General features: G+C 58.6%; 19 protein-coding genes and 1 pseudogene. 12 read left to right on the top strand and 8 right to left on the bottom strand.

All coding sequences use genetic code 11. The features are described 5' to 3' along the window. Positions 1-21 precede the first annotated feature (21 nt). The 4 genes from ACSZPK_RS22700 to ACSZPK_RS22715 form a co-directional block, all read right to left on the bottom strand. Positions 22-1,416: a nucleotide disphospho-sugar-binding domain-containing protein gene (locus ACSZPK_RS22700; protein ID WP_437883865.1), complete on the bottom strand. Its 1,395-nt coding sequence runs from the start codon at positions 1,414-1,416 to the stop codon at positions 22-24. A gap of 3 nt (positions 1,417-1,419) precedes the next feature. Then, positions 1,420-2,850, bottom strand: coding sequence for a nucleotide disphospho-sugar-binding domain-containing protein (locus ACSZPK_RS22705; RefSeq protein ID WP_437883866.1), 1,431 nt, complete (start codon positions 2,848-2,850; stop codon positions 1,420-1,422). Between the two features lie 75 nt (positions 2,851-2,925). Then, a complete protein-coding gene (pvdQ, locus tag ACSZPK_RS22710; RefSeq protein ID WP_437883867.1) occupies positions 2,926-5,157 on the bottom strand; it encodes a bifunctional acylase PvdQ in 2,232 nt (743 codons plus the stop codon). 76 nt (positions 5,158-5,233) lie between these two features. Next, positions 5,234-5,782, bottom strand: a complete 549-nt coding sequence (locus ACSZPK_RS22715) for a sigma-70 family RNA polymerase sigma factor (RefSeq protein ID WP_437883868.1) — start codon at positions 5,780-5,782, stop codon at positions 5,234-5,236. Positions 5,783-5,938: 156 nt separating this feature from the next. Between ACSZPK_RS22715 and ACSZPK_RS22720 the strand changes: the two are divergent. Next, positions 5,939-6,935, top strand: a pseudogene (locus tag ACSZPK_RS22720) (FecR family protein). 84 nt (positions 6,936-7,019) lie between these two features. Continuing rightward, complete coding sequence (locus ACSZPK_RS22725; protein WP_437883869.1) at positions 7,020-8,678, top strand: cyclic peptide export ABC transporter; 1,659 nt, start codon at positions 7,020-7,022, stop codon at positions 8,676-8,678. A 230-nt stretch (positions 8,679-8,908) separates the two neighbouring features. Here the strand turns inward: ACSZPK_RS22725 and ACSZPK_RS22730 are convergent, their stop codons facing one another. The 4 genes from ACSZPK_RS22730 to ACSZPK_RS22745 form a co-directional block, all read right to left on the bottom strand. Then, positions 8,909-10,051: a cupin-like domain-containing protein gene (locus tag ACSZPK_RS22730; RefSeq protein ID WP_437883870.1), complete on the bottom strand. Its 1,143-nt coding sequence runs from the start codon at positions 10,049-10,051 to the stop codon at positions 8,909-8,911. A gap of 17 nt (positions 10,052-10,068) precedes the next feature. Further along, a complete protein-coding gene (gene pvdP, locus ACSZPK_RS22735; RefSeq protein WP_437883871.1) occupies positions 10,069-11,679 on the bottom strand; it encodes a pyoverdine maturation tyrosinase PvdP in 1,611 nt (536 codons plus the stop codon). A 157-nt stretch (positions 11,680-11,836) separates the two neighbouring features. Beyond that, on the bottom strand, positions 11,837-13,795 hold the full coding sequence (locus ACSZPK_RS22740) for an ABC transporter permease (RefSeq protein ID WP_437883872.1): 1,959 nt from the start codon (positions 13,793-13,795) through the stop codon (positions 11,837-11,839). After that, positions 13,792-14,973, bottom strand: coding sequence for an efflux RND transporter periplasmic adaptor subunit (locus ACSZPK_RS22745; protein WP_437883873.1), 1,182 nt, complete (start codon positions 14,971-14,973; stop codon positions 13,792-13,794). Before ACSZPK_RS22745 ends, ACSZPK_RS22740 begins: the two co-directional genes overlap by 4 nt. Before the next feature lie 209 nt (positions 14,974-15,182). Between ACSZPK_RS22745 and ACSZPK_RS22750 the strand changes: the two genes are divergently transcribed. The 10 genes from ACSZPK_RS22750 (at position 15,183) to rfbD (ending at position 25,802) form a co-directional block, all read left to right on the top strand. Continuing rightward, on the top strand, positions 15,183-16,520 hold the full coding sequence (locus ACSZPK_RS22750; protein WP_437883874.1) for a dipeptidase: 1,338 nt from the start codon (positions 15,183-15,185) through the stop codon (positions 16,518-16,520). Positions 16,521-16,553: 33 nt separating this feature from the next. Continuing rightward, positions 16,554-17,657 carry a pyoverdine biosynthesis transaminase PtaA gene (ptaA, locus tag ACSZPK_RS22755; RefSeq protein ID WP_437883875.1) on the top strand — a complete coding sequence of 368 codons (1,104 nt, stop codon included), beginning with the start codon at positions 16,554-16,556 and terminating at the stop codon, positions 17,655-17,657. Positions 17,658-17,746: 89 nt separating this feature from the next. Then, a complete protein-coding gene (locus ACSZPK_RS22760; RefSeq protein WP_437883876.1) occupies positions 17,747-18,934 on the top strand; it encodes a hypothetical protein in 1,188 nt (395 codons plus the stop codon). Positions 18,935-18,966: 32 nt separating this feature from the next. Continuing rightward, positions 18,967-19,815 carry a dihydropyoverdine dehydrogenase gene (gene pvdO, locus ACSZPK_RS22765; RefSeq protein ID WP_437883877.1) on the top strand — a complete coding sequence of 283 codons (849 nt, stop codon included), beginning with the start codon at positions 18,967-18,969 and terminating at the stop codon, positions 19,813-19,815. 30 nt (positions 19,816-19,845) lie between these two features. Then, positions 19,846-20,703 (top strand): N(5)-hydroxyornithine transformylase PvdF, encoded by an 858-nt coding sequence (locus ACSZPK_RS22770; protein ID WP_437883878.1) that lies wholly within the window; start codon positions 19,846-19,848, stop codon positions 20,701-20,703. Positions 20,704-20,878: 175 nt separating this feature from the next. Next, on the top strand, positions 20,879-22,204 hold the full coding sequence (locus ACSZPK_RS22775; RefSeq protein ID WP_437883879.1) for a lysine N(6)-hydroxylase/L-ornithine N(5)-oxygenase family protein: 1,326 nt from the start codon (positions 20,879-20,881) through the stop codon (positions 22,202-22,204). A 229-nt stretch (positions 22,205-22,433) separates the two neighbouring features. After that, positions 22,434-23,510, top strand: coding sequence for a dTDP-glucose 4,6-dehydratase (gene rfbB, locus ACSZPK_RS22780; protein WP_437883880.1), 1,077 nt, complete (start codon positions 22,434-22,436; stop codon positions 23,508-23,510). Continuing rightward, entirely contained in the window at positions 23,507-24,379 is an 873-nt protein-coding gene (gene rfbA, locus ACSZPK_RS22785; RefSeq protein ID WP_437883881.1) for a glucose-1-phosphate thymidylyltransferase RfbA, read from the top strand. Before rfbB ends, rfbA begins: the two co-directional genes overlap by 4 nt. Further along, positions 24,376-24,921: a dTDP-4-dehydrorhamnose 3,5-epimerase gene (rfbC, locus tag ACSZPK_RS22790; RefSeq protein WP_437879420.1), complete on the top strand. Its 546-nt coding sequence runs from the start codon at positions 24,376-24,378 to the stop codon at positions 24,919-24,921. Before rfbA ends, rfbC begins: the two co-directional genes overlap by 4 nt. Beyond that, the gene (gene rfbD / locus ACSZPK_RS22795) at positions 24,918-25,802 is read left to right on the top strand and encodes a dTDP-4-dehydrorhamnose reductase (protein WP_437883882.1); all 885 of its coding nucleotides are present in this window, start codon (positions 24,918-24,920) and stop codon (positions 25,800-25,802) included. Before rfbC ends, rfbD begins: the two co-directional genes overlap by 4 nt. The last annotated feature ends 24 nt before the right edge of the window (positions 25,803-25,826 follow it).

Here is a 25,826-nt window from a genome sequence, read left to right on the forward strand (position 1 = left end):
AGCCAAACGGCAATGCCTGACTCAAGCCGATGGCAATACCTGAAATTGCGTAGTCCAGGCGCTGCGCTGCGCCTGACTTTGCAAGGAGGCATCCTCCGCTAGGAAACGCTCGATGAAGTCCAGACCTGCCTGGCAGTCCGCTTGTTGCCGGAAGTGAGCCTGCATGCGCTTGGCCGCAACTTTGTAGCGATCCTGCCGAACCTTGTCCAGCATTTGCAAGATGGTTTCCGGTGTTGCCTGGGCGAAGTCTCCGTGCACACCAAGACCATGATATTGCACACGAGCAGCATTGCCCGGCTGATCGAGGAAATACGGAAACACAATCATCGGGACCCCGAAATAGCAGGCTTCACGCGTGGAACTGAAGCCCCCATGGGTGATGAATATATCCGCCCGCTCTAGAACTTTGAGTTGTGGCACACGCTTGACCAGACGAATGCGCTCGGGCAGTTCACCGAAGCTATCCAGCTCCGCGACATTGCCGACTTGTACGATGGCCTGCAGGTCGTCACGCTGACGTAAGGCCTCGATCACCGCTTCGAAAACTCCACGACCATTGCGAAACCATTGGCTGTAGGTGCCCAGGGAGCAATAGACCAGCGGTTTGTCTTCCTGCAACCAACTGAAATCGTACTCGCCATCGTCGCGCAATAGGTCGACGCTGCTACCGGCGTATATACGCGGCCGCGAAGAGATGGTTTGCGGCAGATCAATCTCTTTGGCGGAAAGAACGAACTCTGGCACCGTCAGGCATGGCCCGTATTCGCCCCAGCGTACACCGCCGCCAAGGCGTTTGACCCTCCTAACCAGGCTGCTCCGAGGTGCCAGGCCAAAGGCCAGTGGTACCAGATTGTCCTCGAAGAAGCGCTGGGACCATGTACTCCATAGGCAGCGCGCCCAGTCCTTGGTGAAACGCAGACGATCGGAGAAACGTGGACGTTCGGCAGGTTGCAGAAGGCCAAAAGCGGATGGGATCCGACTATCGAAGGTCGAAGCGATGGTCGTGTTCAAAGCGATAGTCGGGATCTTGCACAGCAGTGGCAATAAAGACTGATGCTTGATCAAGGGGTCAATCAACAACAACACCGGACCTTCACGTAACAAAGACTGGCGTGCCTCCTCCAACTGCACTTCGATCTGGGCGAAGACTGTTTGCAATTGTCGACGTTGAAACAAGAAACGGCGCCAGCGTCCCTCGGGTCGCTGCTCATCTCTCAACGTCTCAGGCAGATGCAGCGGCTCCACTTCATGAAAATCGAACCCCTGTTTCAATAGAAACTCTTTCCATTCCAGAGGGGCAGCATAGACCATGCGATAGCCACGCTCGCGCAGTCCTCTGGCCAGGGAAAAACTGGCATTGAAAGAACTCTGCTCTGGACACAGAAGCAGGAAGATGCTGCCTTTGCTCTCGCTCATCGCTCAAGCTCCCAGTGCATTGTCTGGAACCAACTGGCTGGTTTGCTCCTGCCCGTTGGATCGTTTACGCAGGAATGACTCGATGAAGTCGATGCCAGCCTGCGGTCCTTCTTCACGCTGGAAGGCTGCCTGCATACGCTGCAGATTCCCCTGCCAGTCACCCTGCTCAAGCCCTTCCAGCAAACGGGCCAGTCCCAGAGCATCTATCTGTGCAATATCACCTCTCACGCCAAGCCCGTGATAAACCACGCGCGCGGCGTTTCCTGGCTGCTCCATCCAGCAGGGCAACACCATCATCGGCACGGCAAACATGATCGCCTCGCGCACCGAACTCAGCCCGCCGTGGGTAATGAAAAACCGGGTACGCTGCAACAACAGCAACTGTGGTACTTCCTTCAACAGGCGGACGTTGTCCGGCACCTCATTGAAATCGGTAACCTCCATCGCGGTACCGATTTGCACCACGAATTGGTACTCGGGACGCTTGCACGCCAACTCGACCACCGCACGAAACAGGCGTTGGCCATGGTCATAGACATGGCTATAGGTGCCGAGAGAGCAATAGACCAACGGTTTTTGCTCGTCGATGCCTTGCCAATCGAACTCGACATCCTGGCGTTGCTGATCCACGCACGTGCCAAGGTAAGTGCGGTCGTTGCTACTGAGCATCTGCGGAAAGTCGAACGCTGAAGGAGCAGCGACCAACTCCGGTAACTTCAAACGCGGGCCATATTCGCTCCAGCAGATACGAGCGCCCAACCTGCGCAGCGGCCGAAATAAGCTACCTCGCGGCCACAGCAATAGACGCAGGCTGAACAAAGGCGGCAGTAGCGTATAGAGCAACCAATACTTCAAGGTCATCCGGCTCCAAGCCAGACCGTTGCGCAGCCGCGACGCCAAAGTTTCCGGCTCGACCGGCAGCAGGTTGCAGAAGGCAGGCGGCACATGCCAATTGAAGGACGAGGCCAATGAGGTGTTGAAGGAAATCAGCGGCACGCCACACTCAAGCGGCAAACGTGCGTAGGCCCAAACTAACGGGTCGAGCAGGGCAACGAGTGGATTAAGCTGGTGGAAGCGTTTCAACGTCCGCCCTCGCAGTTCGAACTCAGCCCAGCGCTCGAAAGCCACGAAACTACGCATACGCCACCAGCCACGAATCCCGGAGAAATCGATCTCCGTCACAGGTATACCATCACGCAGTTCCGGCTCCTCGGGATGCCGCGCATATTCGAACACTTCATATTCGAACCCTTGATTGACGACGTGCTGGCGGCAACGATCCGGACCTATGTAGAGGACTCGATAGCCCTTGTCACGAAGGCCGCGGGCCAATACGAAACTGGCATTGAAAGCGCTGCGCTCCGGTGTAAGGATGAACACGATATAACGCCCACTCTCGCCAACCTGTGCAGATATAACCTCTGTTGCCGTCATGTCGCCTCCCTCCGAAATGTTCCAGGCCAACAACCAATGGAGCAGTGACGAGCGGATCGCGCTGGAAATTAAGTGTCATTCTGAAAGCCGCAAAATGCGCAACTCTGGATCAGCATTAATCTGCGCGCGGGTGAACGGCAATGCAGGCCATTGCTGCTGTCGAGAGAACAGTTCTGTCTGATCGTGGCGGTGGAGCGAACCCGGTTCGCTGGATTGAGAGAATGCGAGCACGCCTTTAGCGACCGGTCCGTTGTCATCGAAGCTGACCAACTGGACGTAGCTACTGCCGCTATGCACTTCCAGATGGCCATCCTGCGCCGGGCTACTTTCAATCGCGTTGTACACACCCAACTTGCCGTTGCCACCCGGAATCGGAATATGTCTGGAGCTCTGCAATTGTCCCCATTGCACCGGCAAGGATGGGGTTTGGGCAGCGATTTCTCGTAATGAAGCTTCCAGCTTCGCCGCCACTACTGGGTCTTGCCAGCCAATACCGCGTGGCGTGTTGACCGGATCGGTCGGATCGAACGGCTCGCGCCAGGCATCGGCTTTCTGCAATACCGACATCAGTTGCTGGAAGTAGATGAAACCGGCCGCATCACTTTGCAGGTTGGCGGTACGATCCCAGACAGCCAGACGCTCGCAAACCTTTTTCGCAGCCGCTGCCAGTATTCGGCTGGCACAGAACGCCTTCAGGTCATCGAGCGTCTGCTCAGCCAGATAGACGCGATTGCCTGTCACCAGCGTCTGTAGGAAATCCTCGGTCAGCGGAGTGCTCTGCCCCGCCAACTCGGCCAAGGCAAAGCGCGCCCGCGCACCAAGCTGCTTGCCCTCACGACTGACCAAGGGCGAATAGCCCATCAACGGCGTGGCCGGATTGCTCAGCCAGGCACTGTCGTTGGAGTTCTGCACGAAGCTGCGATTGAGCAGGACAGGCAGATGTGTCCCTGCGACAATACCGTTCTGAGCAGCGCCCTCATCCATCTGCCAGTCACAAAAGCGTCGGCTGCCATCCAGCCCCGGCAACCCCTGCTCAACGAGGCGCTGATCGGCACACTGGGCAAGGCGCTCCAATGGCACATGAGGAATGACGCCGCCATTGAGATAAAGCGCATCGCCCTTGTCATCAGCCGCCAGGGTGTTGACCCAGGGAATACCCTGGATATGGCGAATGCTTTCGCGCAAGGCCGCCACATCCGTCGCCTGGTTCATCGCGTACCATTGCTGCAGCACGCGGTCGTTATGCAGGTTGGCGTCCTTGAGCGCGTAGGCGTGCTGCTTGTCCCAGTCAAGCATGCCCGGCCAGTTCACCAGCGGGCCGAACTCGGTTTCGTAGATGTCCTTGCTGACAGTGGAAAGCTTGCCGTCGGCTCCCAGCACCTCGACCGTTACGCTAAGCCTGCGCATCGGTTGTGCGACGCCATCGACAACATAACGCGTCGGGTCCACCGGGTCGAGTTGCAGGCGATGCAGGGTGAAGTGGCTGGAGCTGTCGACCGTATGGGTCCAGGCAAGGTGCTGGTTAAAGCCAATATTGACTACCGGCAGGCCGGGCAACGAGGCGCCCATCACGTCCAGCTTACCGGGAATGGTCAGGTGCATCTGATAGAAACGCAGCGCACCAGCCCACGGAAAATGCGGGTTGGCCAGCAAACGTCCCCTGCCATTCTCGGTGCGCTCGCCGCCAACGGCAATCGCATTGCTGCCATGATTGGCAGCGAAGTCTTTCATCGGGTCGTCAACCTGCGCGACGGGCTTACGATCAGTCGCAGAGGGTGGCGCGGCAGCCAGCAGCGCTTCTGGGAAGCGTCCGATCCCGCCTTCGACCAGCAGGCGGCGAATCAGCCTGACCATGTCCTCTTTAGTGATCGGCTGGACCCAGACTGCGCTACGGCAACAGGGCGATGGGCCTTTATCGGCCAGATAGCGATTGAACCCCGCAACATAACCACTCAACAGCGCCTGGATGTCCGCCGGCTGAGCTGCCCAGAATGCCGAAACGGCCTCATCGGTGTTGAGCCAACGGAAGAAAAGATCAGAGGGCAAATTGCCAAGATCAGCCGAAGACTCGCCGTCCTTGCCCAAGTAGCGAGAGCGCTCGCCCCGTGCGGTGAGGATTTCATCCTCCAGCAGGCAAAGATTATCGCGCGCGTAGGCATAACCGATGCCATACCCCAGGCCTTGCTCATCAGTGGCCTGAATGTGCGGGATGCCGAAAGAAGTCCAACGGATTTCGGCCTGGTTATCAGCGAAAGCCCCAAAGGAGACGGCAGCCAGCAAGGCGGCGCCCGATAGCATCCTGAACATACGCTCTCCTCATCCGCCAATGTAATAGCGGATGAAACGCATGGTCAGCGCGGTAATTTAGCTACCGGTGAACACGTCAGTCTCTTGTCAGAGAGAAAGATCGGGAGGACTTGAAGCGCTTGGCAGCATCATCCGGATCGGCTTTGGAGTATTCCATCTCCCGGACCCGCACACGACAATGCTTCATCGCATTGACGATATGCTTTTCTACCATGTCCTTGGAAATACCCATGCGCTTGGCAATCTCGGGATGCGCCATGCCATCGAGCTTGCGCAACAGGAAGGCGGTGCGACACGGCTCGGAGAGCTCGCTCAACGCATGCTCGACTAGCTTGACCTGCTCCGAGATATATAACGAAGCATGAGGCGTTTCGTCGGCTTTCCCTTCATGTGCTTCGATATCCTCGATAGAGTCGGCGAAGCGCACGGCACCTCGGCGATGCAGATCGATGATAACATTGGTCGCCGTGCGATAGAGATAGGCCTGCGGATACTCGAGCACGCTTCCACGCAGGGAGCCCTCGAGAACACGCAGATAGGCATCATGCGCAACGTCGGACGCCAATTGTCGATCCCGCAGTTTGATAGTCAGATAACGGACTAGCTGATGGTAATACTTTTCCATGATCACTCCGCCCCGAGGCATCGTATCTGCCTTGAGCCCACACGCACCGCAACCTATACTATAAAGCTTCTAAATTATAATTATTCTCATCATTAATAAACCCCCTTGCCACAGAAAAATACGTCCTCAATCCAAATTCGTGATGTCTTCAGCCCTATGAATCAGCCCTCCTCTGCTTCCAACGACACCGTCACCGACGAGGCCGCCTATTGGTGCATGAGGCTGCATGCCGAAGACTGCACGCTCGAAGAGCGTGAGTCATTTACCCGGTGGCTCGCTCAGGATCCGGCTCACGGCCTAGAGTTCGAGGCGATGCAAGGTATCTGGGATATCAGCGATAATCTGCCGCGCCAAACCCTGCCACAAGCGGCCCAAAGCGCGCAACCAAAGCACCGTAGCCGTTTTGCCGCGGCCGCTGCCATCCTGCTGGCGATACCGCTGACCGGCCTGCTGGGCTGGCACCAGGCCTGGTTGCCCGATAGCTATCACCGCTACGAGTCGCAGTCGTCGCCCAGCATGGTACAGCTATCCGACGGTTCGGAAGTGCTGCTCAACCTGAACTCGTCGATTACCTTCAGCAATTACCGCGACAGACGCCAGGTCGACCTGCGTGAAGGCGAAGCTTTCTTCAAGGTCCAGCACGACGCCAGCCATCCCTTTGTGGTACGCGCAGGAAAAGGTAGTGTCACCGTAACCGGTACCCAGTTCAACGTTTGGAAATATCAGGATCAGGTCATCGTTACCCTGACCGAGGGCTCGGTGAAGGTGCTCAGCGATGTCAGTCGTACCGACCAAGTCGCTTACCTGATCCCTGGCCTGCAGGCACGTTATGCCGATGGTTCGAACCTGGCCGAGATATCCAGTGCCGATATCCAGTGCCGATGCCGAAAAGGCCCTGGCCTGGCGTGACGGCAAGTTGATCCTCGATGACCTTCCGCTATCCGAAGCCCTGCCGCGAATCAACCGCTACCTGGACAAACCCGTACTGCTCGCTGATCAGGCGACTGCCAACATTCGCATCGGTGGCATCTACAACACGCGCAATGCCCAGGACTTGGTACAGATGCTACCCAAGGTGCTGCCAGTGGTCCTGAGCAAGAACAGCAACGGCTCAACCGTCATCCACAGCAAACGCACCTATCGCGGACTTTAAATCTTCGTACTCACCTCTCGTTTCAACACTTCCAGGCCTGCTCTGCCACGAGCCAGGCCAGCCGCTGTCGAACGAGAGAGTTTCATGACTGCACAAGCCGATAGTCTCGCCCGGGAAACCTTCCGACTCCTGCGTCCCTTCTGGCTACAGATCCTTGTTTCGAGCCTACTCGGCATCGTTGGAGGCTTGGGCATTACCACCCTGCTCGCCACGGTCAACCGCGCCATGAGCGCAGATACCAGCGAATTATCGGGGCTAGCCTGGCTGTTCGCCGGACTCTGCCTGGGAACATTAGCCTGCTCGACCCTGTCGCACCTGCTGACCAACTGGATCGGTCAGCGCGTCATCCTTGGACTCAGGCGAGATATGGCCGCACGCATCGCCGTTGCCCCCATTGAGCAGTTGGAGCGTTACCGCGTGCATAGGTTGATTCCGATCCTGCTCAACGATGTCGGCACCGTCAGCACCTTCGCGCTGTCACTGGCGCCGCTGATGATCGCCTTCACCATTACCCTTGGCTGCCTGGCCTATCTGGCTTCGCTGTCCTGGGCAATCTTCCTGTTGACCCTCATCACCATCTCGATCGGCATCGGCGCTCAATACTTGTCCTACGTGATCGGCACACGCAGCCTGGAAGTCGCTCGCGATGGCGACGACGAGTTGCAGCGGCACTATCAAGCATTATCGGTAGGCGCCAAGGAACTGCGCATCCATCGGCAGCGTCGACACCATCTGCTGCACAACCAGTTCCACGATGCTACCCAGCGCGTATGCAACGCCAACATACGCGCCGCCAACATTTTCGTCGGTGCCGAGACCTTCGGCTCGATGCTATTTTTCGCTGTTATTGGTATGGCCATCGCCTTCCAGGCCCTCTGGCCAGACATGGAAAAATCCGTGCTCGCTGGCTTCGTACTGGTGATGCTGTACCTGAAGGGCCCCCTGGAGCGCCTGATCGACGGCCTGCCGAGCGTTGGGCGGACCAAGGTCGCCTTCAAACGCATCGCCGAACTGTCGCGGCGCTTCAGCAATCCCGAAACCAGCCTGCTCGATACCCAGGCAGCGCCAGCGAACCAGCTCGGCCCGCAACGTATAGAACTGCGCCAGGTACGTTATGAATACCCTGCCGTCGCAGGTAGCGAGAAGTTTGGCCTCGGCCCCATCGACCTGAGCATCGAGCGCGGCGATATCCTGTTCATCGTCGGCGAAAACGGCGGTGGCAAGACCACCCTGATCAAGCTGCTGCTTGGCCTCTATACCCCGCAACACGGCGAGGTCCTGCTCGACGGCCAACCACTCACGGCTGAAGGCCGCGACGATTATCGTCAATTGTTCACCACGATATTCGCCGACTACTACCTGTTCGACGATCCGCTACCTGGCCAGACGGGCCTGCCCGTCGATGCCGAAAAGTATCTGCAGCGCCTGAATATCGAACACAAGGTCAGGATCGAAAACGGTGTGTTCACCACTACAGATCTGTCCACCGGCCAGCGCAAACGCTTGGCGCTAATCAATGCCTGGCTCGATGAGCGACCAATATTGGTGTTCGACGAGTGGGCCGCCGACCAAGACCCATTCTTCCGCCGGGTGTTCTACCGAGAACTTCTGCCCGAACTGAAGGCCATGGGCAAAACGCTGATCGTAATCTCCCACGACGACCGCTACTTCGACGTCGCCGATCAGGTCATCCAGATGCGTGGCGGACGCGCAATCAGCGAGCGGAAGGTCGAAACGGCATAGGAGACGCGCACTGAAGCTGGACAAGAGGTAGATCAGGGTCGGACGAATAATTAGCCTGCTGACGTTCAGATCTACTTCGCACACATGGTGCTCTCTCACGGAGTAGGAAAGCATACCGTCTTCGCGGGAGTGCGCCATGAGCGCGAAGCGGTGTATATGTCCTAAAATCTGAAGGGAGTCGCTCTCACATTGCTCAACTGTTCAGCCTCCAGCGCCCTTATCGAACGCCCTTATACTGACCAGCCACGCCCACAATTGGCCCAGAAGTTGACCGACAGAGAAGTGGACACCGACTCAACCTGATGGAACCAACCATCAGGGATGAACAGAATCTCACCCGCCTCGACCACAACCCGGTAGAACGTTACCTCACGCGCCGCCGGGAACGCCTCGTAATCTGGTGCATCCGGATTGAACGAACAGCCCTCCAATCCACCGTCCGGCGAGGTCGACCAGGTACCCAGGGCCTCACGGTGATGGGGCGCAGCCAGGATGAAAGATTTGCGCCCCCAGACCTGGGCGAAGAAGTTGTCCGAGTCATCCCGATGCAGCGGAGTCAGCGTACCCTTCGGTCCGATCCAGATTCGCGGTTTTATATACAGCGACTCCTCGAAGTAATCGGGGAAACGGATCAGCTCCATCAACTGCGCCGGCACTGCATTGTTGCCCATGTAGGCTGGGCGTGCTCCAACGCTCGATTCTGGAGCTTCGTCATCCATGGAGGAAATGAAATCGGCCATCGACCCCGAACGAAAATCGCGCTCGGCAGAGAAGGTCTTGCTCACATAATCACCATGGCGTGTGATGCCCTGCAACTCACCGAAACAGGCCGCCGACTCCTCCCGCGACATGTTGAACAACGGCCAGTCGTTCAGCGCACCGGTGATGATCAGCGGCTTGCCGACTGGCAAGTATTCCTCGCGAAAACGCACGATGCTCAGTTGCTCACGCGGACAACGCTCAACCGCTTCGAGAATCGGCTGATCCCGCGAAACCCGATCCGCCTCACGCTCCGGTGCTGGGAAGCGTTCGTCCTTGGTCCGCGTCTGGCTGGGCGGCTCCGCACCACGCATGGCGATACCGATCATCTGCGGCAGCAACGTAGCAAGGCCCACTTGCCCGGTGATTTTCAGCCGACCGTTGGCGAACAGCTCTTCGACATCCTGCCCGCCTTCAAGAATGGCGGCGAAATCCGCTTCGTCGAGCTCAATGGTCACATCCGCGGCAGGGTGAGTGCCCGATTCGAGGGCAAGCTCATTGCCCACTTCGGCCCAGATTGCCGAATCGGCAGAAAAGATGAATTGAAAAACGCCTTGTGCGCCGACCGCCTGCGCACCGGTGAACAAACGGGACAGTACCGCGTGTATCTCCATGACTTTATCTCCAATGCCTACGAATGGGCCGGGCCAGGCGTGAGGTGGCGTCCAAACCAGGGACGACCAGGGAAACGCCCTTGCAAACGTTGTAACTCCTCGTCGCCAGCGAAGATGGCGCGCAGCGCCAGCTTCATGGTCTCGATATCGAACTCGCCAGCCTCGGTCAGGTTGCCACGCCCCCAGGCGCCACAGCCCTGCTCCGAAGGCCCCAGCCAGGGCTCGGCAACACGCACCCAGCGCCCAGGCGCGAACCAGGGCACGCCGCTGACCTCTACACGCCGAACCTGGCCGGGATGAGACCACTCATGGGCCAGGAACCAGTCTTCGATGCGATCGTCGATCCAGCCATGAAAGCGCCAGAACACCGGATTGACGTGAGAGGAGAACGGATCGCCCAAGTAATCGTTCTGTGGCTCGAACCAGCGCTCGGCGAAGTCGTCCGGTCTGCGCGCATAAACCACCGGCAAACCACTGTTGGGGTCACGCGGCAAAGATGCCCAGCGCATGTGCAGCCAATCATGGATACCTAGCTCGATGCGTGAGCCCAGCTCGCCCAGGCACAAAGTCGCCAGGTATTCCGGATCACGGTACTGCGCTTCCCAGAGTTCGAAGTTGGCGTGGTGACCCTCACTGCTTTTGATGTAGTGCACCCACTGACTGAATTGATCATCTCCCGATGCCTCCCAGGCGGGCGGAACGGAGATACCCGTGCGATTCTCGTGGTAGTCGACGAAGGCTTGAATGCCATTGGCGAGGTAAGGTCGAGGCGCGGGCAAATTCGGCCACGACGGCAGATCCTGCAGGCTGCGAGCCTGCTGCAACATATGCCGGTGCATGAACAGGAAGTCCTCACCGGAGCCGTTCTCGTGACGATCCTTGCCGCGTGCACCGCGCTCCTTGCCCAACGGTCCGGTTTGCCAACCGAGGGCGCGGACGGCCTGGCGCCGCTCTTCATCAATCTTGTGCCAGCGATCGCGGCTGGCATGCCAGAGCTGATGGAACAAGCGCATGCCAGGAGATACCAGGCGCGCATGCAACTCAGGCGAGAACAGTAAACGCTCACGGGCAACCACGAAGGGCCGGCGCGTTGCCGCGAACGCGAGCGTGGGCGTCGAGTGACCGGGTTGCTGACCTGCCTGGCGAATCTGCCCACTCAAGGTATTGGCGCCACCGCCCGTACTCCACTCGCCCCAAATCTCGTCGAAGATCGCATTGGCGACGAAACGCTCGCCAGAGGCATCCTGCAAGGTCAAAACGACATGAGGCTCCTTGGCACTCGACAGCTCGCCGAATACGCTCACGGTCGCATCATCGCCGGCACGCCCCAGGTAACCACGCAAGGCTCGACCGCCAGGGCCGACATCGATCAACAGTCGTGCTCCATCCAGCGCAAGGCTGGGAAAGTGCGCCTGGCCCGCGACGAAACGCAGGTCCCAGATACCCGTCAGACGATTGGCCAGCAAGGCATCGGCAAGCTCAGGGACAGGCGTTGCGGGCTCATCGGAAGAAAGCTCGGCGGCCTCTTCTTCCTCTCGTTTGCGCTGAACATACACTCCCGTTGAAACGGCAGGTACGGCCACTGCCAATGCCAGTCCAGCCACGAACCCCCTGCGCGAAAACTTCATCGATATGCCTGTGTTGCGCCATCTGTGATTGCAGAAAAAACGAACGGTCAGAGGGGGAATTTATCGTGAGGGCACGCTTGCAGAGGAAGGCTGAACGACAAGCATCCAGCAATCGCTTGTATCGCTCAGCCTTCAGCGTGGTGAATCGAGGAGTTGTTCAGGCCAACGCCACCACCGGATCCAATCTCGCTGCGGTACGTGCCGGCATGTAGCCGAACAGCAGGCCGGTCGCCACCGAACAAGCAAAGGCACCGAGCAATGCCCGGACGGAAAACACCAGCGGCACGCCGGTCATCACCAGTCCGGCGCCCACAGCCATGCCAATGGCAAGACCGATCAGGCCACCGGTCATGGTCACCAACGAGGCTTCGCAAAGAAACTGGCGCAGGATGTCGCGCTGACGCGCGCCAGTAGCAACCCGGATGCCAATTTCCTTGGTCCGCTCCTGGACCGTCATCAGCATCACGTTCATCACGCCGATCCCCCCCACCAGTAACGATACGGCGGCGATCAAGCTGAGCATCAGGGTCATCGAATCCTTGGTCCGTAATTCGGCTTGCAGGCTCGCAGCGGCGTTAGCCACATAGAAATCCTTGCGTCCATGCCGCCCCAGCAAGAGCGACTCGATTTCCGCCTGGGCCGCCAACACTCGCTCCGAGGAGCGTACCTGCACCTGCACGTAATGCGGATCGAAACTGCGGCCATTGGAAAACACCCGGAAGATGCCGGATCTGAACGGCACGAATACCGCGGCATCCTGGTCGCCGCCGCCAACCGCCGAGCCCTTCTCGGCCATCACGCCGATGACCATGAACGGCGTATTGCCGATCAATAGACGCTGCCCCAGCGGGTGATCCAGATCGCCGAAGAAACGCCGCTTAACGGTCTGCCCAATCACTACCACCGCAGCCATGTCATAGTCCTCTGCACGGCTGAAGAAGCGCCCCTGAGCGACGGGCCACTGGTTGATCGCTGGCCAGTCATCGGTAGCAGCGATGGTATCCACCTGCTGGGCCACGTTACCGAAACGCACCATGCTTTCATCCCGCGCCACCGGCATGACCCTGGCCACATCTGGCAGCGCTTCCACCGCCTGCAAATCGTCCATGCTCAACACACCACGCGGGCCACCATCTTCAGGGCTTCTGCCATTGATGAACATGGTGGTGGCGCCCATGGTGCCGACCTGATCCATGACACTCTGCTTGGCCCCTTCACCCACACCAAGCATGACGATCACCGAGGCCACGCCGATGACGATGCCCAGTAAGGTCAGCGCCGTGCGTGAGCTATTGGCACACATGCCGCGCCAGGCCGCGCGTAGCGCCTCGCCGATGTCCGCGCGAAACGCCCCCGCCTGTTTATCTGCTGCCGCTTCCACCATCGACAACGCAACCGGATCGACCTGTCGCGTAGTCGGGGCGCTCGTCCGTGAATCGGCAACCACCTCGCCATCGAGCACCTCGACCACCCGATCCGCCTGCGCTGCCACCTGCCGATCATGGGTGATGAGAATGATCGTATGCCCCGCTTCGGACAGCTCACGCAGCAGCTTCATCACCTCGGTACCGCTGGTGCTGTCGAGTGCTCCGGTCGGTTCATCGGCCAGGATGATGCGTCCGCCGTTCATCAGCGCCCGCGCGATGGACACGCGCTGCTGCTGACCGCCCGACATTTGCCCCGGCCGGTTGTGCTGCTTTTCCGCCAAGCCCAGGCGCGACAGCAATTGCGCTGCGCGCTGCTGACGCTCGCGCCGATTCTTGCCGGCATAGATGGCTGGCATCTCGACGTTTTCCCGCGCCGACTCCGAAGGGATCAGGTGATAACCCTGGAATACAAAACCAAATGCTTCGCGACGCAGCCAAGCCAGCTCATCGGCATTGAAATCGGCAACGTCGCGACCATTGAACAGATAGGCGCCATCACTCGGGCGGTCCAGACAGCCAAGTATGTTCATCAAGGTCGACTTGCCCGAGCCGGAGGCACCAACGATTGCCATGAACTCGCCCGCGTGGATCTGCAGGTCGATACCATGTAGCACCTCGACTTCCGGGACGCCACCGCTGCCGCCGTAGCGCTTGCGCACCGCGCGCAGTTCGATCAAGGGCGCACTCACCAGATGAACCTCCGCTGCTGCTCCTCAGAAGCCGCCGTACCCAGGATCACGTGCTCGCCGCCATCGACTCCCTCCAGCACTTCGACAGCCAATCGGTCACGACTGCCCAGACGCACACGTCGCTCGACCGGCTTGTCGTTTTCCAGCACTCGCGTCTCGAACAGATCATGGCTGTCGCTGACCGCCCTGAATGCCTCGAGCGGAGCGACCAACACATCCTTGCGCGAAGCTGCGACGAAGGTCACTTGAGCAGTCATCTGTGGCATCAGTTCGCGGTCTGGGTTTTCCACGTCGAACAGCACCGTGTATTGCACAGCCTTGGAGCTATCCATGGCCGATGCGCTACTGCTTTCAGTGGATGCAGATGGATCGGCAACCTGCGGCGCGGGCAGGACTTGCCGCACTTTACTACTCCAGCGCCGACGATCGCCGCCCAAGGTGGTGAAGTAGACGTCCATGCCCGAACGCACCCGGCGGATATCCGCCTCCGAGACCTCGGTCCAGACCGTCATCCGACTGAGATCGGCGATGCGCATCACCGTCGGCGTCTGGTAGGTGGCGTTGAGAGTCTGCCCCTCCTTCACATCCACGCTGGTCACGGTGCCGCTCATAGGCGCATAGATCCGCGCGTAACCGAGACGTGCATCATCGGCACGCAGACTCGAACTGGTTTTGTCGATCTGCGCCTCGATCTGCCGCACCTGCGCGGCGGCCGATTTAAGATTGGCCTCGGCGGTCTGCACATCTTCTAGGCGAGTCGAACCATCCTTGGCCATCTGCCGCTGCCGGCGGTCCTGCAAATCCGCCAGTTGATGCTGGGCCCGCGCGTCGTCCAGTTGCGCGCGTAACCCCCTCAGTTCGGAGCGTCCTGCCTCCACCGTGGCTTCCAGCACGCTGGCATCTATCTCAGCCAGCAACTGCCCCTTCTCCACCACATCACCTGGCTCGACGTGCAGTTGAGTGATCTGCCCCGACACCTGGGCGCCGACATCGACCGAACGTAGTGGACGCAGGGTTCCCACGGCCGCCACGCTGGCTTCAATGTCACCACGTTCTACCTCGGCGGTACGCCAAGTCGCCTGTACCGGTCGCTGGCTCCACAGTATCAACAACAGGAGAAGCAGCACCCCGCTGCCGAAAAGGAAGGGGCGAGAAAAAATACGTGCGGCAGACGGCATCGAGAACCTCGCTCAACAGGCATTCAGCCATGGCGGACAGGAACGGAAACGCAGCAGGGCAGTACTCACTTCCGGTTTCCCCGAACCTCTATGACGCAGATCTGCTCAATAAACTTACCAAATGACGCGTCGTCGCCCTGCGCCAACTTTAAATTGCGTGTGTATTGGCTCGTTCTCCCATGGAATCAGTCTCCACCCCTGGGAACCTCATGAGCACGCGTCGTAATAGCTGGAGACGGCTACTTTTTTGCATCCTGCCGTTGATCGTCGTCGCCATGGTCGCCGTGCTGGCCTGGTGGTTCTTCTATCCCCACGGCAAGGCCTATCCCTCAGAAATCACCCGCCGCGCGAACGAGTTGCAAGAAAGAATCCTTTCCCTCGACGCCCATCTAGACGTGCCGCTGGATTACGGCAGCGAAGGCATGGAAGCGAATGTCGACGGCCCGACTCAGTTCGATCTGGTCAAAGCCAATCGTGGGCGCTTGAGTGGCGCCTCGATCGCCATCTGGTCCTGGCCCGAATTTTGGTCTGGCGTGCATTGGCCACATCGCCCAACCCCCGGTTTCATGGACGCGATGAACAACGAGCTGGAAGTGCGATACCGGGTCATCACTGCCATTGCCAAGGATTATCCCAACCAGGCCGGCATCGCTTACACACCGGCAGACTTCAGACGCCTGGCCCACGAGGGCAAATTCGCCATCGTCCTCAGCATGCTCAATGCCTACCCGTTGGGTGACGATATCGACAAACTCGATCAGTGGGCTGCGCGTGGCGTGCGCATCTTCGGCCCCGGCTATGTCGGTAACAACAGTTGGGCCGACTCCGCCCGACCTCTACCGTTCCTTGGCGATACTCAGGATGACCTGGGGGGTCTGTCCGCTATCGGTCGCCGCGCGATCACACGTCTCAACGACCTTGGCGTGGTCATCGATGTCTCGCAGATGTCCAGCAATTCCGTACGCCAGACTGCCGAACTCACGCGCGCGCCGATCATCGCCTCACACAGCGGTGTACGCGGGATCATGGACGTACGCCGCAACCTGAGCGACGAAGACCTGCGCCTGATCCGCGACACCGGCGGCGTGGTGAATATCGTTGGCTATTCCGCCCTGCTCAAACCTTATTCCCGCGAAACCATCGCCAAGCTCAACCAGTTCCGTGCCGGCTACGGCCTGCCAGATATCCAGAACATGAGTCAGGTGAATACCACAACCGACCCGGTGTTCTCGATCTGGTCAGAAAAGAAGTTCGGTGAATTCCTCGAGCCCTTCTACGACATCCTCCGCGAAGAACCCAAAGCCACGCTGGAGCAGTACGTCGACTCCATCGACTATGCGGTGAAAAAAATCGGTATCGACCATGTCGGAATCAGCTCCGACTTCAACGATGGCGGTGGCGTGGTCGGCTGGGACAGCGTCGCCGACATCCGCAACATCACCGCAGAACTGATCCAGCGCGGCTACTCGGATGAAGACATCGCCAAGCTCTGGGGAGGCAACTTCCTGAGGGCCTGGGAGCAGGTACAACACGCAGCCAAGCAGTAGCAGTCACCGATAAAAACCTACAAGGACAGGCCCATGACTTCACTCAATCGCCGCTCATTCGTCAGCCTTGCCGCCGTCGCCTCAGCCATCCCGCTGCTGGCGTCCAGCACCTTGAGCCAAGCACATTCCTATGTCGAACCCGGCTACGACGACATCATTCGCCTCAACTACAACGAAAGCCCGTTCGGGCCGTGCAAGGATGCGCGTGAGGCGATGAAAGAGGCCGTGGACCTCAGCGGCCGCTATCGCTACGGTGAACAAGTTCGCTTCATCAAGCTGTTCGCCAAACTGCATGGAGTACCGAGCGATTACGTCAATGTCTTCTGTGGCTCCCGCGAACCGCTGCAGCATGCACTATCCGCTTTCACCGCATCTCGTGGCCTGGTACTGGCTTCGCCGACCTACGATGCCCCAGTCAACGCCGCTCGGGCCAAAGGCATCACGGTGCACGAAGTGCCGCTGACTGTCGATCATGCCCATGACCTGCCCGCCATGCTGGCTGCCGACCGTAACGCCGGTCTGCTGTACATCTGCAACCCGAACAATCCCACCGGCACTCTGACCCCGCGTCAGGCAATCGAGCAGGCGCTTGAGGAGAAGGCCAAGGACACCATCGTCGTTATCGATGAGGCCTACATCCACTTCTCAGAGGAACGGAGCTGCGTAGACCTGGCAGCCAAGCGCAACGATGTCATCGTTCTGCACACCTTCTCCAAGATCTACGGCATGGCCGGCGCTCGCCTAGGCGTCGCCATCGGTCATCCGGATCTCCTGGATCGGCTGCAACTGTTCGGCGGCCGGAACTTCATCCCCCTCGCTGCATCGCTGGGCGGCCAGGCTAGCCTGGAAGACAAACAGGTCATCGCTGATCGCCAGCGCATCAACAACGCTATACGCAACGACTCCATCGCTTGGTTCGCCAAGCAAGGCTTCACCTCCACCCAGTCCCACAGCAACTGCTTCATGGTCAATCTGCGCAAACCCGCCGCCCCGGTCATCGAAGCCTTGGAAAAACACAAGATTCTCGTCGGGCGCACCTGGCAGGAGTGGCCGAACTGGGTACGCGTCAGCGTCGGTACTCGTGAGGAGATGGCCACGCTGCACAAAGCTTTCGAGCAGGTAATCAAAACCGCGTGAGCGTTGCGACGGCCAGCCCTGCTGGCCTTCCTCTCATGACCATCGCGTCAACGACAATCAGGTGAATGATGGAAAAAAACACAGTTGTCTTGGACTGGGTAACCCAGGAACGTTCCAGTTCTACACGTGAGAAATATTGGGTGCTGGGCATTCTGGTGTTCATCGTCGCCATCGCTTCGGCCAACAACTTCGACGAATGGGCTTATACCCATTGGCTGTTCAACTACGACTTCGGCCTGATCAAGCGCGCCCTGATCGGCGAGATTCTCAGCCTTACGCCACTACCGCGTAGCTATGTCAGCGTCAACCTGATAGCCCTGGCATTGGCGGTCATTCTCTCGCTGCTGTACCTGCAGATATTCCGTAATCCAATCAAAGCCGACTGCAGTTCCTCAGGCGCCTGGCTGTTCTGCTTCTTCTGGGTGACCTATCCATCGACCATCGCCCATGCCCTGCATGACGTTGGCCGGCTCGACACCATCGGCATGCTGGCCAGCATCATCGGCATGCTGGTTATCCTCAAATACAATCGATACGTTTCGCTGCTGGCGGTGCTGCTGATCGGCAGCTTCCAGTCCCTTGTGCACGAAGCCAATTTCATGATGTTCGTACCTGGCCTGTGCATGTTCTGGATCTATCGCAACAGACAATCGCCAAGTGTTGTACCGTGGATTCTATTCCTGCTCGTGGCAGCGTTCCTTCTGGCCCTGGAAAGCTATATCGGCTCGAAAAGCTCGATTCCCGGCATGAATGCCGATCAGTACTTCGAGTACCTGAAAACGCTGTCGCCGCAAGCCGATGACAATGCGGTGCTGGTCCTATTCAGAACCGTGGACGACAACCTCGACTACAGCTACCTGGACATCATCAGCGGCAAAAGCCTGGCACGAATGATCCCCTTCCTGATCGGCCTGGCGCCTTCGTTCTATTTGATCTTCCAGCTCCTGAAAGCGCTTTACGCACCGCTCAAACCACGCCTGATCGATATTTTGGTGTTCGGCGCTACCCTGTCGCCACTGCTGTTGCAACTCATAGCGGTCGATCACTACCGCTGGTGGTCAGCGGCACTAAGCAACCTGGGCATCATGCTGGTGCTGGTCGCCATCGAGCGCAAGCGTCTCGCAGAGCTGTCGGCCTGCGCCTTCCGTTTTCGCGGCCTGATCTTCCTGTGCATCGTGCTGAATTTATTCCTCGGTCCTCTGCCGGTCTACCAAGGCTTCCATGTCTTCAACCAATTCCGTGAGGTGATGGGCACAACCTTCGGGCCGGTGCTCTAAACGTTCATTTCACTTCAGCAAGCGAGTCGACTATGAAAGTTTCACGTTTCCTCTATGCAGCAATGCTGCTTCTGCCCGCCGGCATGGCCCACGCTGCCAACGAACCGGGCACGGTCTTCAAGGATTGCAAAGATTGCCCGGAAATGGTGGTGATCCCAGCCGGTAGCTTCAGTATGGGCACCCCGGACAATGAAGTGGGCCGCCAACCCGATGAAGGCCCGCTGCATGAGGTCACCTTTGCCAAGCCCTTCGCCATCAGCCGATTCCATGTCACCACCGCCGAGTTGCAGGTGTACCTGAAAGAAACCGGCACCCACCTGAAAGATGGCGATACACGCCCAGGCCGCGAATGCATCGCCGGCAAACCTCGCTATCCACAGACGCCACGACATCCCGCCGTATGCGTAGATTTCGCCGATGTGAAAGCCTATATCTTCTGGCTAGCCAAGAAGACCGGCAAGCCCTACCGAATGCTCAGCGAATCCGAGCGGGAATACGCCGCCCGCTCCGGCAGTACCGGCCCCTTCCCCTTCCCGTTCGATGACGAAGCGACCTACGACATCTCGTCCCACGCCAACACCTACGGCCCCAAGGATGGTTTCAGCTACGCCGCGCCCGTGGGCAGCTTCCCGCCCAACGCCTTCGGCGTCTATGACATGCACGGCAACACCTACGAATGGCTGGAAGATTGCCTGCACGACAGCTACGTCAACGCCCCTACCGATGGCAGCGCCTGGTTCGAAGGCAAGTGCGAAGAACGCCACGTACGCGGTAATGACTGGATTGAGCCGCCGATTTTCTCCCGCTCCGGTAACCGCAACAGCAAGGATCCCGAACTGCGTGGCGACTGGCTAAGCTTCCGCGTCGCCCGCCCACTCTGACCTCTTCACCATCCAACCCAGGTTTGCGTCATGAAAAAGAAGAAACTCGTCTACATCTGGTCCCTAAGAAACGCAGCCGCAGACCTAGCCGGCCAGTTCATCGACTACAAAGGCGAAAAGCGCTACATGAAATCGCCATTGGAGTATCTGGCCGAATCGCTGAACGGAACCGAACTGGGCGAGCGCTACAACCTCGAAGCCATCATCTACGACGACGATCCCGAATCTCTTCGCGACCAAGAAAAGATCAAGGACTACGGCTTCACCTTCTCGCCGGAACGAAACTGGTTCTACCCACCGAAACTGAAAGCCCAGGGCCGACCGCTCAACGACCTGCTCATTTCCATTCCATCCAGTTATCGACAACATCCCAGCGACGCCCCCGCACGCCTGCTCGGCAAAAGCCTGTTCGAGCGGCAATTGCTCAACAAACTGCTGGAACTGAAAGCCGATGTCGTACTGCTGGATGGACTCCTGGTAATCCTTGATGAACTGGTGCGCCCCGGCAGCCCGTATCACCGCAAGATCGCCAACATTCACCCCGGCATCACCCGCCTCGAATCCCCCTACGAACGCCGCGGCGCCTACGCCACCCTCGACGCTCTTTACGGCGCTCGCGGGCAGAAAGTCGTCGATTGGAACACGATGCAGACCCAAGCCATCGATCCCGTACGGCTCACCGGTGCCTCGTTCCATTACGTGGACAACGGAATCGACTCCGGCGAGGTGATCGTCGACGCCTTGGAAACCGCCATCGATCCGGCGGACACCATCCTTGAGCTGCGCTGGAACAACTTCAATAGAAGCCTTTTTCTAGCCATGTACGAGGGGTTGATGGTATTGGCGAAAGAGAGAACAGAGGCAGGTACGGTTGCCTTGGAAATCTGAAGTTGCATCGCCCCAACCTTGCCTCAGCAGCGCTAAATCCACTTGTTTCTACTTCGTTTGACCTCCATAGGCCAAGCGAGAATTTAATCTCCAGTAGCTCTTATGTGAACAGTGCTCGACGCCAAGAAGTGGGTCGAATGTTCGCCATACCCCGACCTTCAGAGGAATCGATGCAATGACTCCGACCACGGCTCCGATCCACGACATTATTGGCGTAGGCTTCGGCCCTTCGAATATAGCGCTAGCCATAGCTCTTGAGGAAATATCAAAAGAAAAAGGCAAGCCTATTAATTCATTATTTCTAGAAAAGCAGGAAGACTATTGGTGGCACGGAGATACCTTGGCCAGTGGAAGTGAAATGCAGATTTCATTTTTAAAGGATCTGGTTTCACTACGAAACCCTACCAGCCCTTATAGCTTTGTTAACTATTTGCACCAACAAAACAGACTTATTGACTTCATTAACCTGTCAACATTCTATCCATGCCGAATGGAGTTTAATGATTATCTGCGCTGGGTAGCCAAACATTTTTCCGACCAAGCATTTTATGGGCAAGAAGTCTTCCGTATCGAACCAGAGATACATGACGGGGCTATAGACCACCTTCGTGTACTATCTCGCGACAACACAGGTAGAGAACAACTTCGTCGGGCTCGATCAATAGTGATAGGGACAGGAGGAACCCCGAACATACCACGCGTGTTTAAAAACCTCCAAGAAGACCCGAGGATTTTTCATCACTCTCGCTACATATCCGGACTTAAACAAATATCTGCAAATAAAGGGCCACGTATTGCCATCATAGGATCCGGCCAAAGTGCCGCTGAGGCCTTCATAGACATTCATGAAAACATTCCTAATTCGAACATCGACATGATCATGCGATCGTCGGCATTGAAGCCGGCAGATGACAGTCCATTTGTTAACGAAATTTTCGCTCCCGCGACCACCGACCTTATTTTCAACTTATCTACAGAAAATCAAGAGCAGCTACTTGACGAATATAAAAATACAAATTACTCCGTAGTGGATCTTGCTTTAATAGAAAATATTTACGGCGTATTGTACAGACAAAAAGTTTCAAAAAAAGTTCGCCACGAACTCGTCGTCCGCAGTGAAGTGCACAGCGTAAAATCGACACCAAGCAGCATTGAAATTAAAACAAAAAACCTCACAAACAGAAGTGAAACCATAAAAGATTACGACATAGTAATTCTCGCCACCGGATATAAAAGAAAAGTTACAAGCACTCTACTAAGCCCGCTCAAAGAGCATTTAAGAGAACATATAGTTGAGCGTGACTATCGAATAATATCCTCACCTGAAATGAAAGCATCAATATATCTGCAAGGATTCTGCGAAAGTACTCACGGATTAAGTGACACCTTATTATCTGTATTACCTATACGCGCAGATGAAATAGGTAGATCACTTTATAAAACACTATATAAAACCAGCAGCACCCCCCCCAAACACAATGTAAAAGCGACCCCCGCCTAATAATTAGCATGAGTGCAAATAGACCGACGCATTAAAATACCTTATAAGATCCAGACCATTTATGCATCCTTCCCTACAGCAGGCGGCTAGTAAATCCAGAAGCCCAAAAATACAATTGGGCTTCCTTTTCCGCATAATTAATCACTGCACTGCTTTTTCGTTAATTAACGAAAGTTCGTTTTTTACCTTATCCCTGAATACTATCAACGACCCATAGGCAAACCAGACAATGCGCATCCTGATCACCGGCGGTGCCGGCTTCATCGGCTCGGCCCTGATTCGACACCTGATCGGCCATACCGAACACAGCGTGCTCAACGTCGACAAGCTCACCTACGCCGGCAACCTGGAATCACTGGCCAGCGTCGCCGACGATCCGCACTACCGTTTCCTCCAGGCCGATATCGCCGACCAGGACGTGATCGGCAAGGCCCTCGCCGAATTCCAGCCCGACGCGGTGATGCACCTGGCCGCCGAGTCCCACGTCGACCGTTCCATCGACGGCCCGGCCGACTTCATCCAGACCAACATCGTCGGCACCTACGCCCTGCTGGAAAGCGTGCGCGCCTATTGGTCGAAGCTGCCGGAAGCGCAGCGCCAGGCCTTCCGCTTCCACCATATTTCCACCGACGAGGTGTACGGCGACCTGCATGGCGCGGACGACCTGTTCCGCGAGGACACCCCCTACGCCCCCAGCTCGCCCTATTCGGCGAGCAAGGCGGCCTCCGACCACCTGGTCCGCGCCTGGCACCGCACCTATGGGCTGCCGGTGCTGGTCAGCAATTGCTCGAACAACTACGGCCCCTATCACTTCCCCGAGAAGCTGATCCCGCTGGTGATCCTCAACGCCCTCGAAGGCAAGCCGCTGCCGGTCTATGGCGACGGCTCCCAGGTGCGCGACTGGCTGTTCGTCGAGGACCACGCCCGCGCCCTGCTCGAAGTGGTGACACGTGGAGCGGTCGGCGAGACCTACAATATCGGCGGTCACAACGAGCAGAAGAACATCGACGTGGTGCGCGCCATCTGTGCCCTGCTCGACGAACTGGCGCCGCACAAACCCGCCGGCCTGAGCCGCTACGACGCGTTGATCACCTTCGTCAGCGACCGCCCCGGGCATGACCGCCGCTACGCCATCGACGCCGGCAAGATCGAGCGCGACCTCGGTTGGAAGCCCGCGGAAACCTTCGCCAGCGGCCTGCGCAAGACCGTACGCTGGTACCTCGACAACCTCGACTGGTGCCGCCACGTGCAGGACGGCAGCTACCAGCGCGAACGCCTCGGCGCGATCAAGGAGCAACACGCATGAAAGGCATCGTTCTCGCCGGCGGTTCCGGCACACGCCTGCACCCCATCACCCTGGGCATCTCCAAGCAGTTGCTGCCGATCTACGACAAGCCGATGGTGTATTACCCGATCTCGGTGCTGATGCTCGCCGGCATCCGCGAGATCCTGATCATCTCCACGCCCCACGACCTGCCGCACTTCCAGAAGATGCTCGGTGACGGCAGCCAGTTCGGCGTGCATTTCGAGTACGCCGAGCAGCCCTCGCCGGACGGCCTGGCCCAGGCCTTCCTGATCAGCGAAGCGTTCATTGGCAACGACCCGGTGTGCCTGATCCTCGGCGACAACATCTTCCACGGCCAGCACTTCACCGAACAGTTGCAGCGAGCCGCCTCGCACCCGCACGGCGCCACCGTGTTCGGCTACTGGGTCAAGGACCCGCAGCGCTTCGGCGTGGTCGAGTTCGACGAGCATGGCCGAGCCGTTTCCATCGAAGAGAAGCCAGCCCAACCGAAATCGCCCTACGCGGTCACCGGCCTGTACTTATACGACAACGCGGTGATCGAGGTCGCTCGCTCGATCAAGCCTTCGCCACGCGGCGAACTGGAGATCACCGACGTCAACAACGTCTACCTGCAACGCGGCGCGCTGCGGGTGGAGAAGCTCGGCCGTGGTTTCGCCTGGCTCGACACCGGCACCCACGACAGCCTGCTCGAAGCCTCGCAATACGTGCAGACCATCGAACATCGCCAGGGCCTGAAGGTCGCCTGCCTGGAAGAGATCGCCTTCCAGCAGGGCTGGATCGACCACGAACGCCTGCTGGCCCAGGCCAAGGCCTTCGGCAAGACCGGCTACGGCCAATACCTGGCGCAACTGGCGGGAGAATCGGCATGAAGCTGACCGAGACCGCCATCCCCGGCGTGCTGATCCTCGAACCCAAGGTGTTCGGCGACGAGCGCGGTTTCTTCTACGAGAGTTTCAACGCGCGGGCCTTCGCCGACGCCACCGGCATCGCCGCGACCTTCGTCCAGGACAACCACTCGCGCTCCCAGCGCGGCGTGCTGCGCGGGCTGCACTACCAGGTGCGACAGGCCCAGGGCAAGCTGGTGCGGGTGGTCGCCGGCGAAGTGCTGGATATCGCCGTGGACATCCGCCGTGCCTCGCCGACCTTCGGCAACTGGGTCGGCGTGCGCCTGTCGGCCGAGAACAAGCGCCAGTTCTGGGTCCCGGAAGGTTTCGCCCACGGTTTCGTGGTGCTCAGCGAATCCGCCGAATTCCTCTACAAGACCACCGACTACTATGCGCCCGAGCACGAGCGCTGCATTCGCTGGGACGACCCGAGCCTGGCCATCGACTGGGAGTTGGAACAGGCGCCGACGCTATCGACCAAGGACCAGGCCGGCCTGAGCCTGGCCGACGCGGAGCTGTTCCCATGAGCATCCTGCTGATCGGCCGCAACGGCCAGGTGGCCCGCGAACTGCAACTGTGCCTTCGCGACCAGCCGCTGGTGGTACTCGGCCAGCAGCAACTGGACCTCGGCGACGCCGCCGCCATCCGCCGCCAGGTGCGCGAGCTGCGCCCGCAACTGATCATCAACGCCGCCGCCTATACCGCCGTCGACCAGGCCGAGCAGGACGCCGACAACGCCTTCGCGATCAATGCCAGCGCGCCTGGCGTACTCGCGGAGGAAGCCGCTGGACTCGGCGCGCCGCTGATCCATTACTCCACCGACTATGTGTTCGACGGCAGCAAGAGCGCCCCCTACGTCGAGACGGACGAAACCGCGCCGCTCAACGTCTATGGCCGCAGCAAGCTGGCGGGCGAGCAGGCGATCCGCGCGGTCGGCGGCGAACACCTGATCCTGCGCACCAGTTGGGTCTATGCCAGCCACGGGCGCAATTTCCTGCTGACCATGCAGCGCCTGCTGCAGGAGCGCGAGGAGTTGAAGGTGGTCGACGACCAGATCGGCGCGCCGACCTGGGCCGGCACCATCGCCGCGACCACCCTGCGCCTGGTCGAGCATTGGCAGAACGGCAATGCCGGGCCATGGGGCGTCTATCATTTGAGCGGCCTGGGCGAAACCTCGTGGTTCGGTTTCGCCGGTGCCATCGGCGAACGCCTGCGCGCCGCCGGCAAGCCCTGTGCCCGGTTGCTGCCGATCCCGGCCAGCGCCTACCCGACGCCGGCGCAGCGCCCCGCCAACTCACGTCTGGATGGCAGTCGGCTGCAGAGAGAATGGCAAGTAATATTACCTCGCTGGCAGACCGCATTCGATGAAGCAATGAAGAGCAATTACGCCAGTGTTGAGGTCCCCTGAGAAACCTTCACAACCAAGTAAAAT

The sequence above is a fragment of the Pseudomonas sp. LRF_L74 genome, assembly GCF_965644255.1.
Taxonomy (GTDB): Bacteria; Pseudomonadota; Gammaproteobacteria; order Pseudomonadales; family Pseudomonadaceae; genus Aquipseudomonas.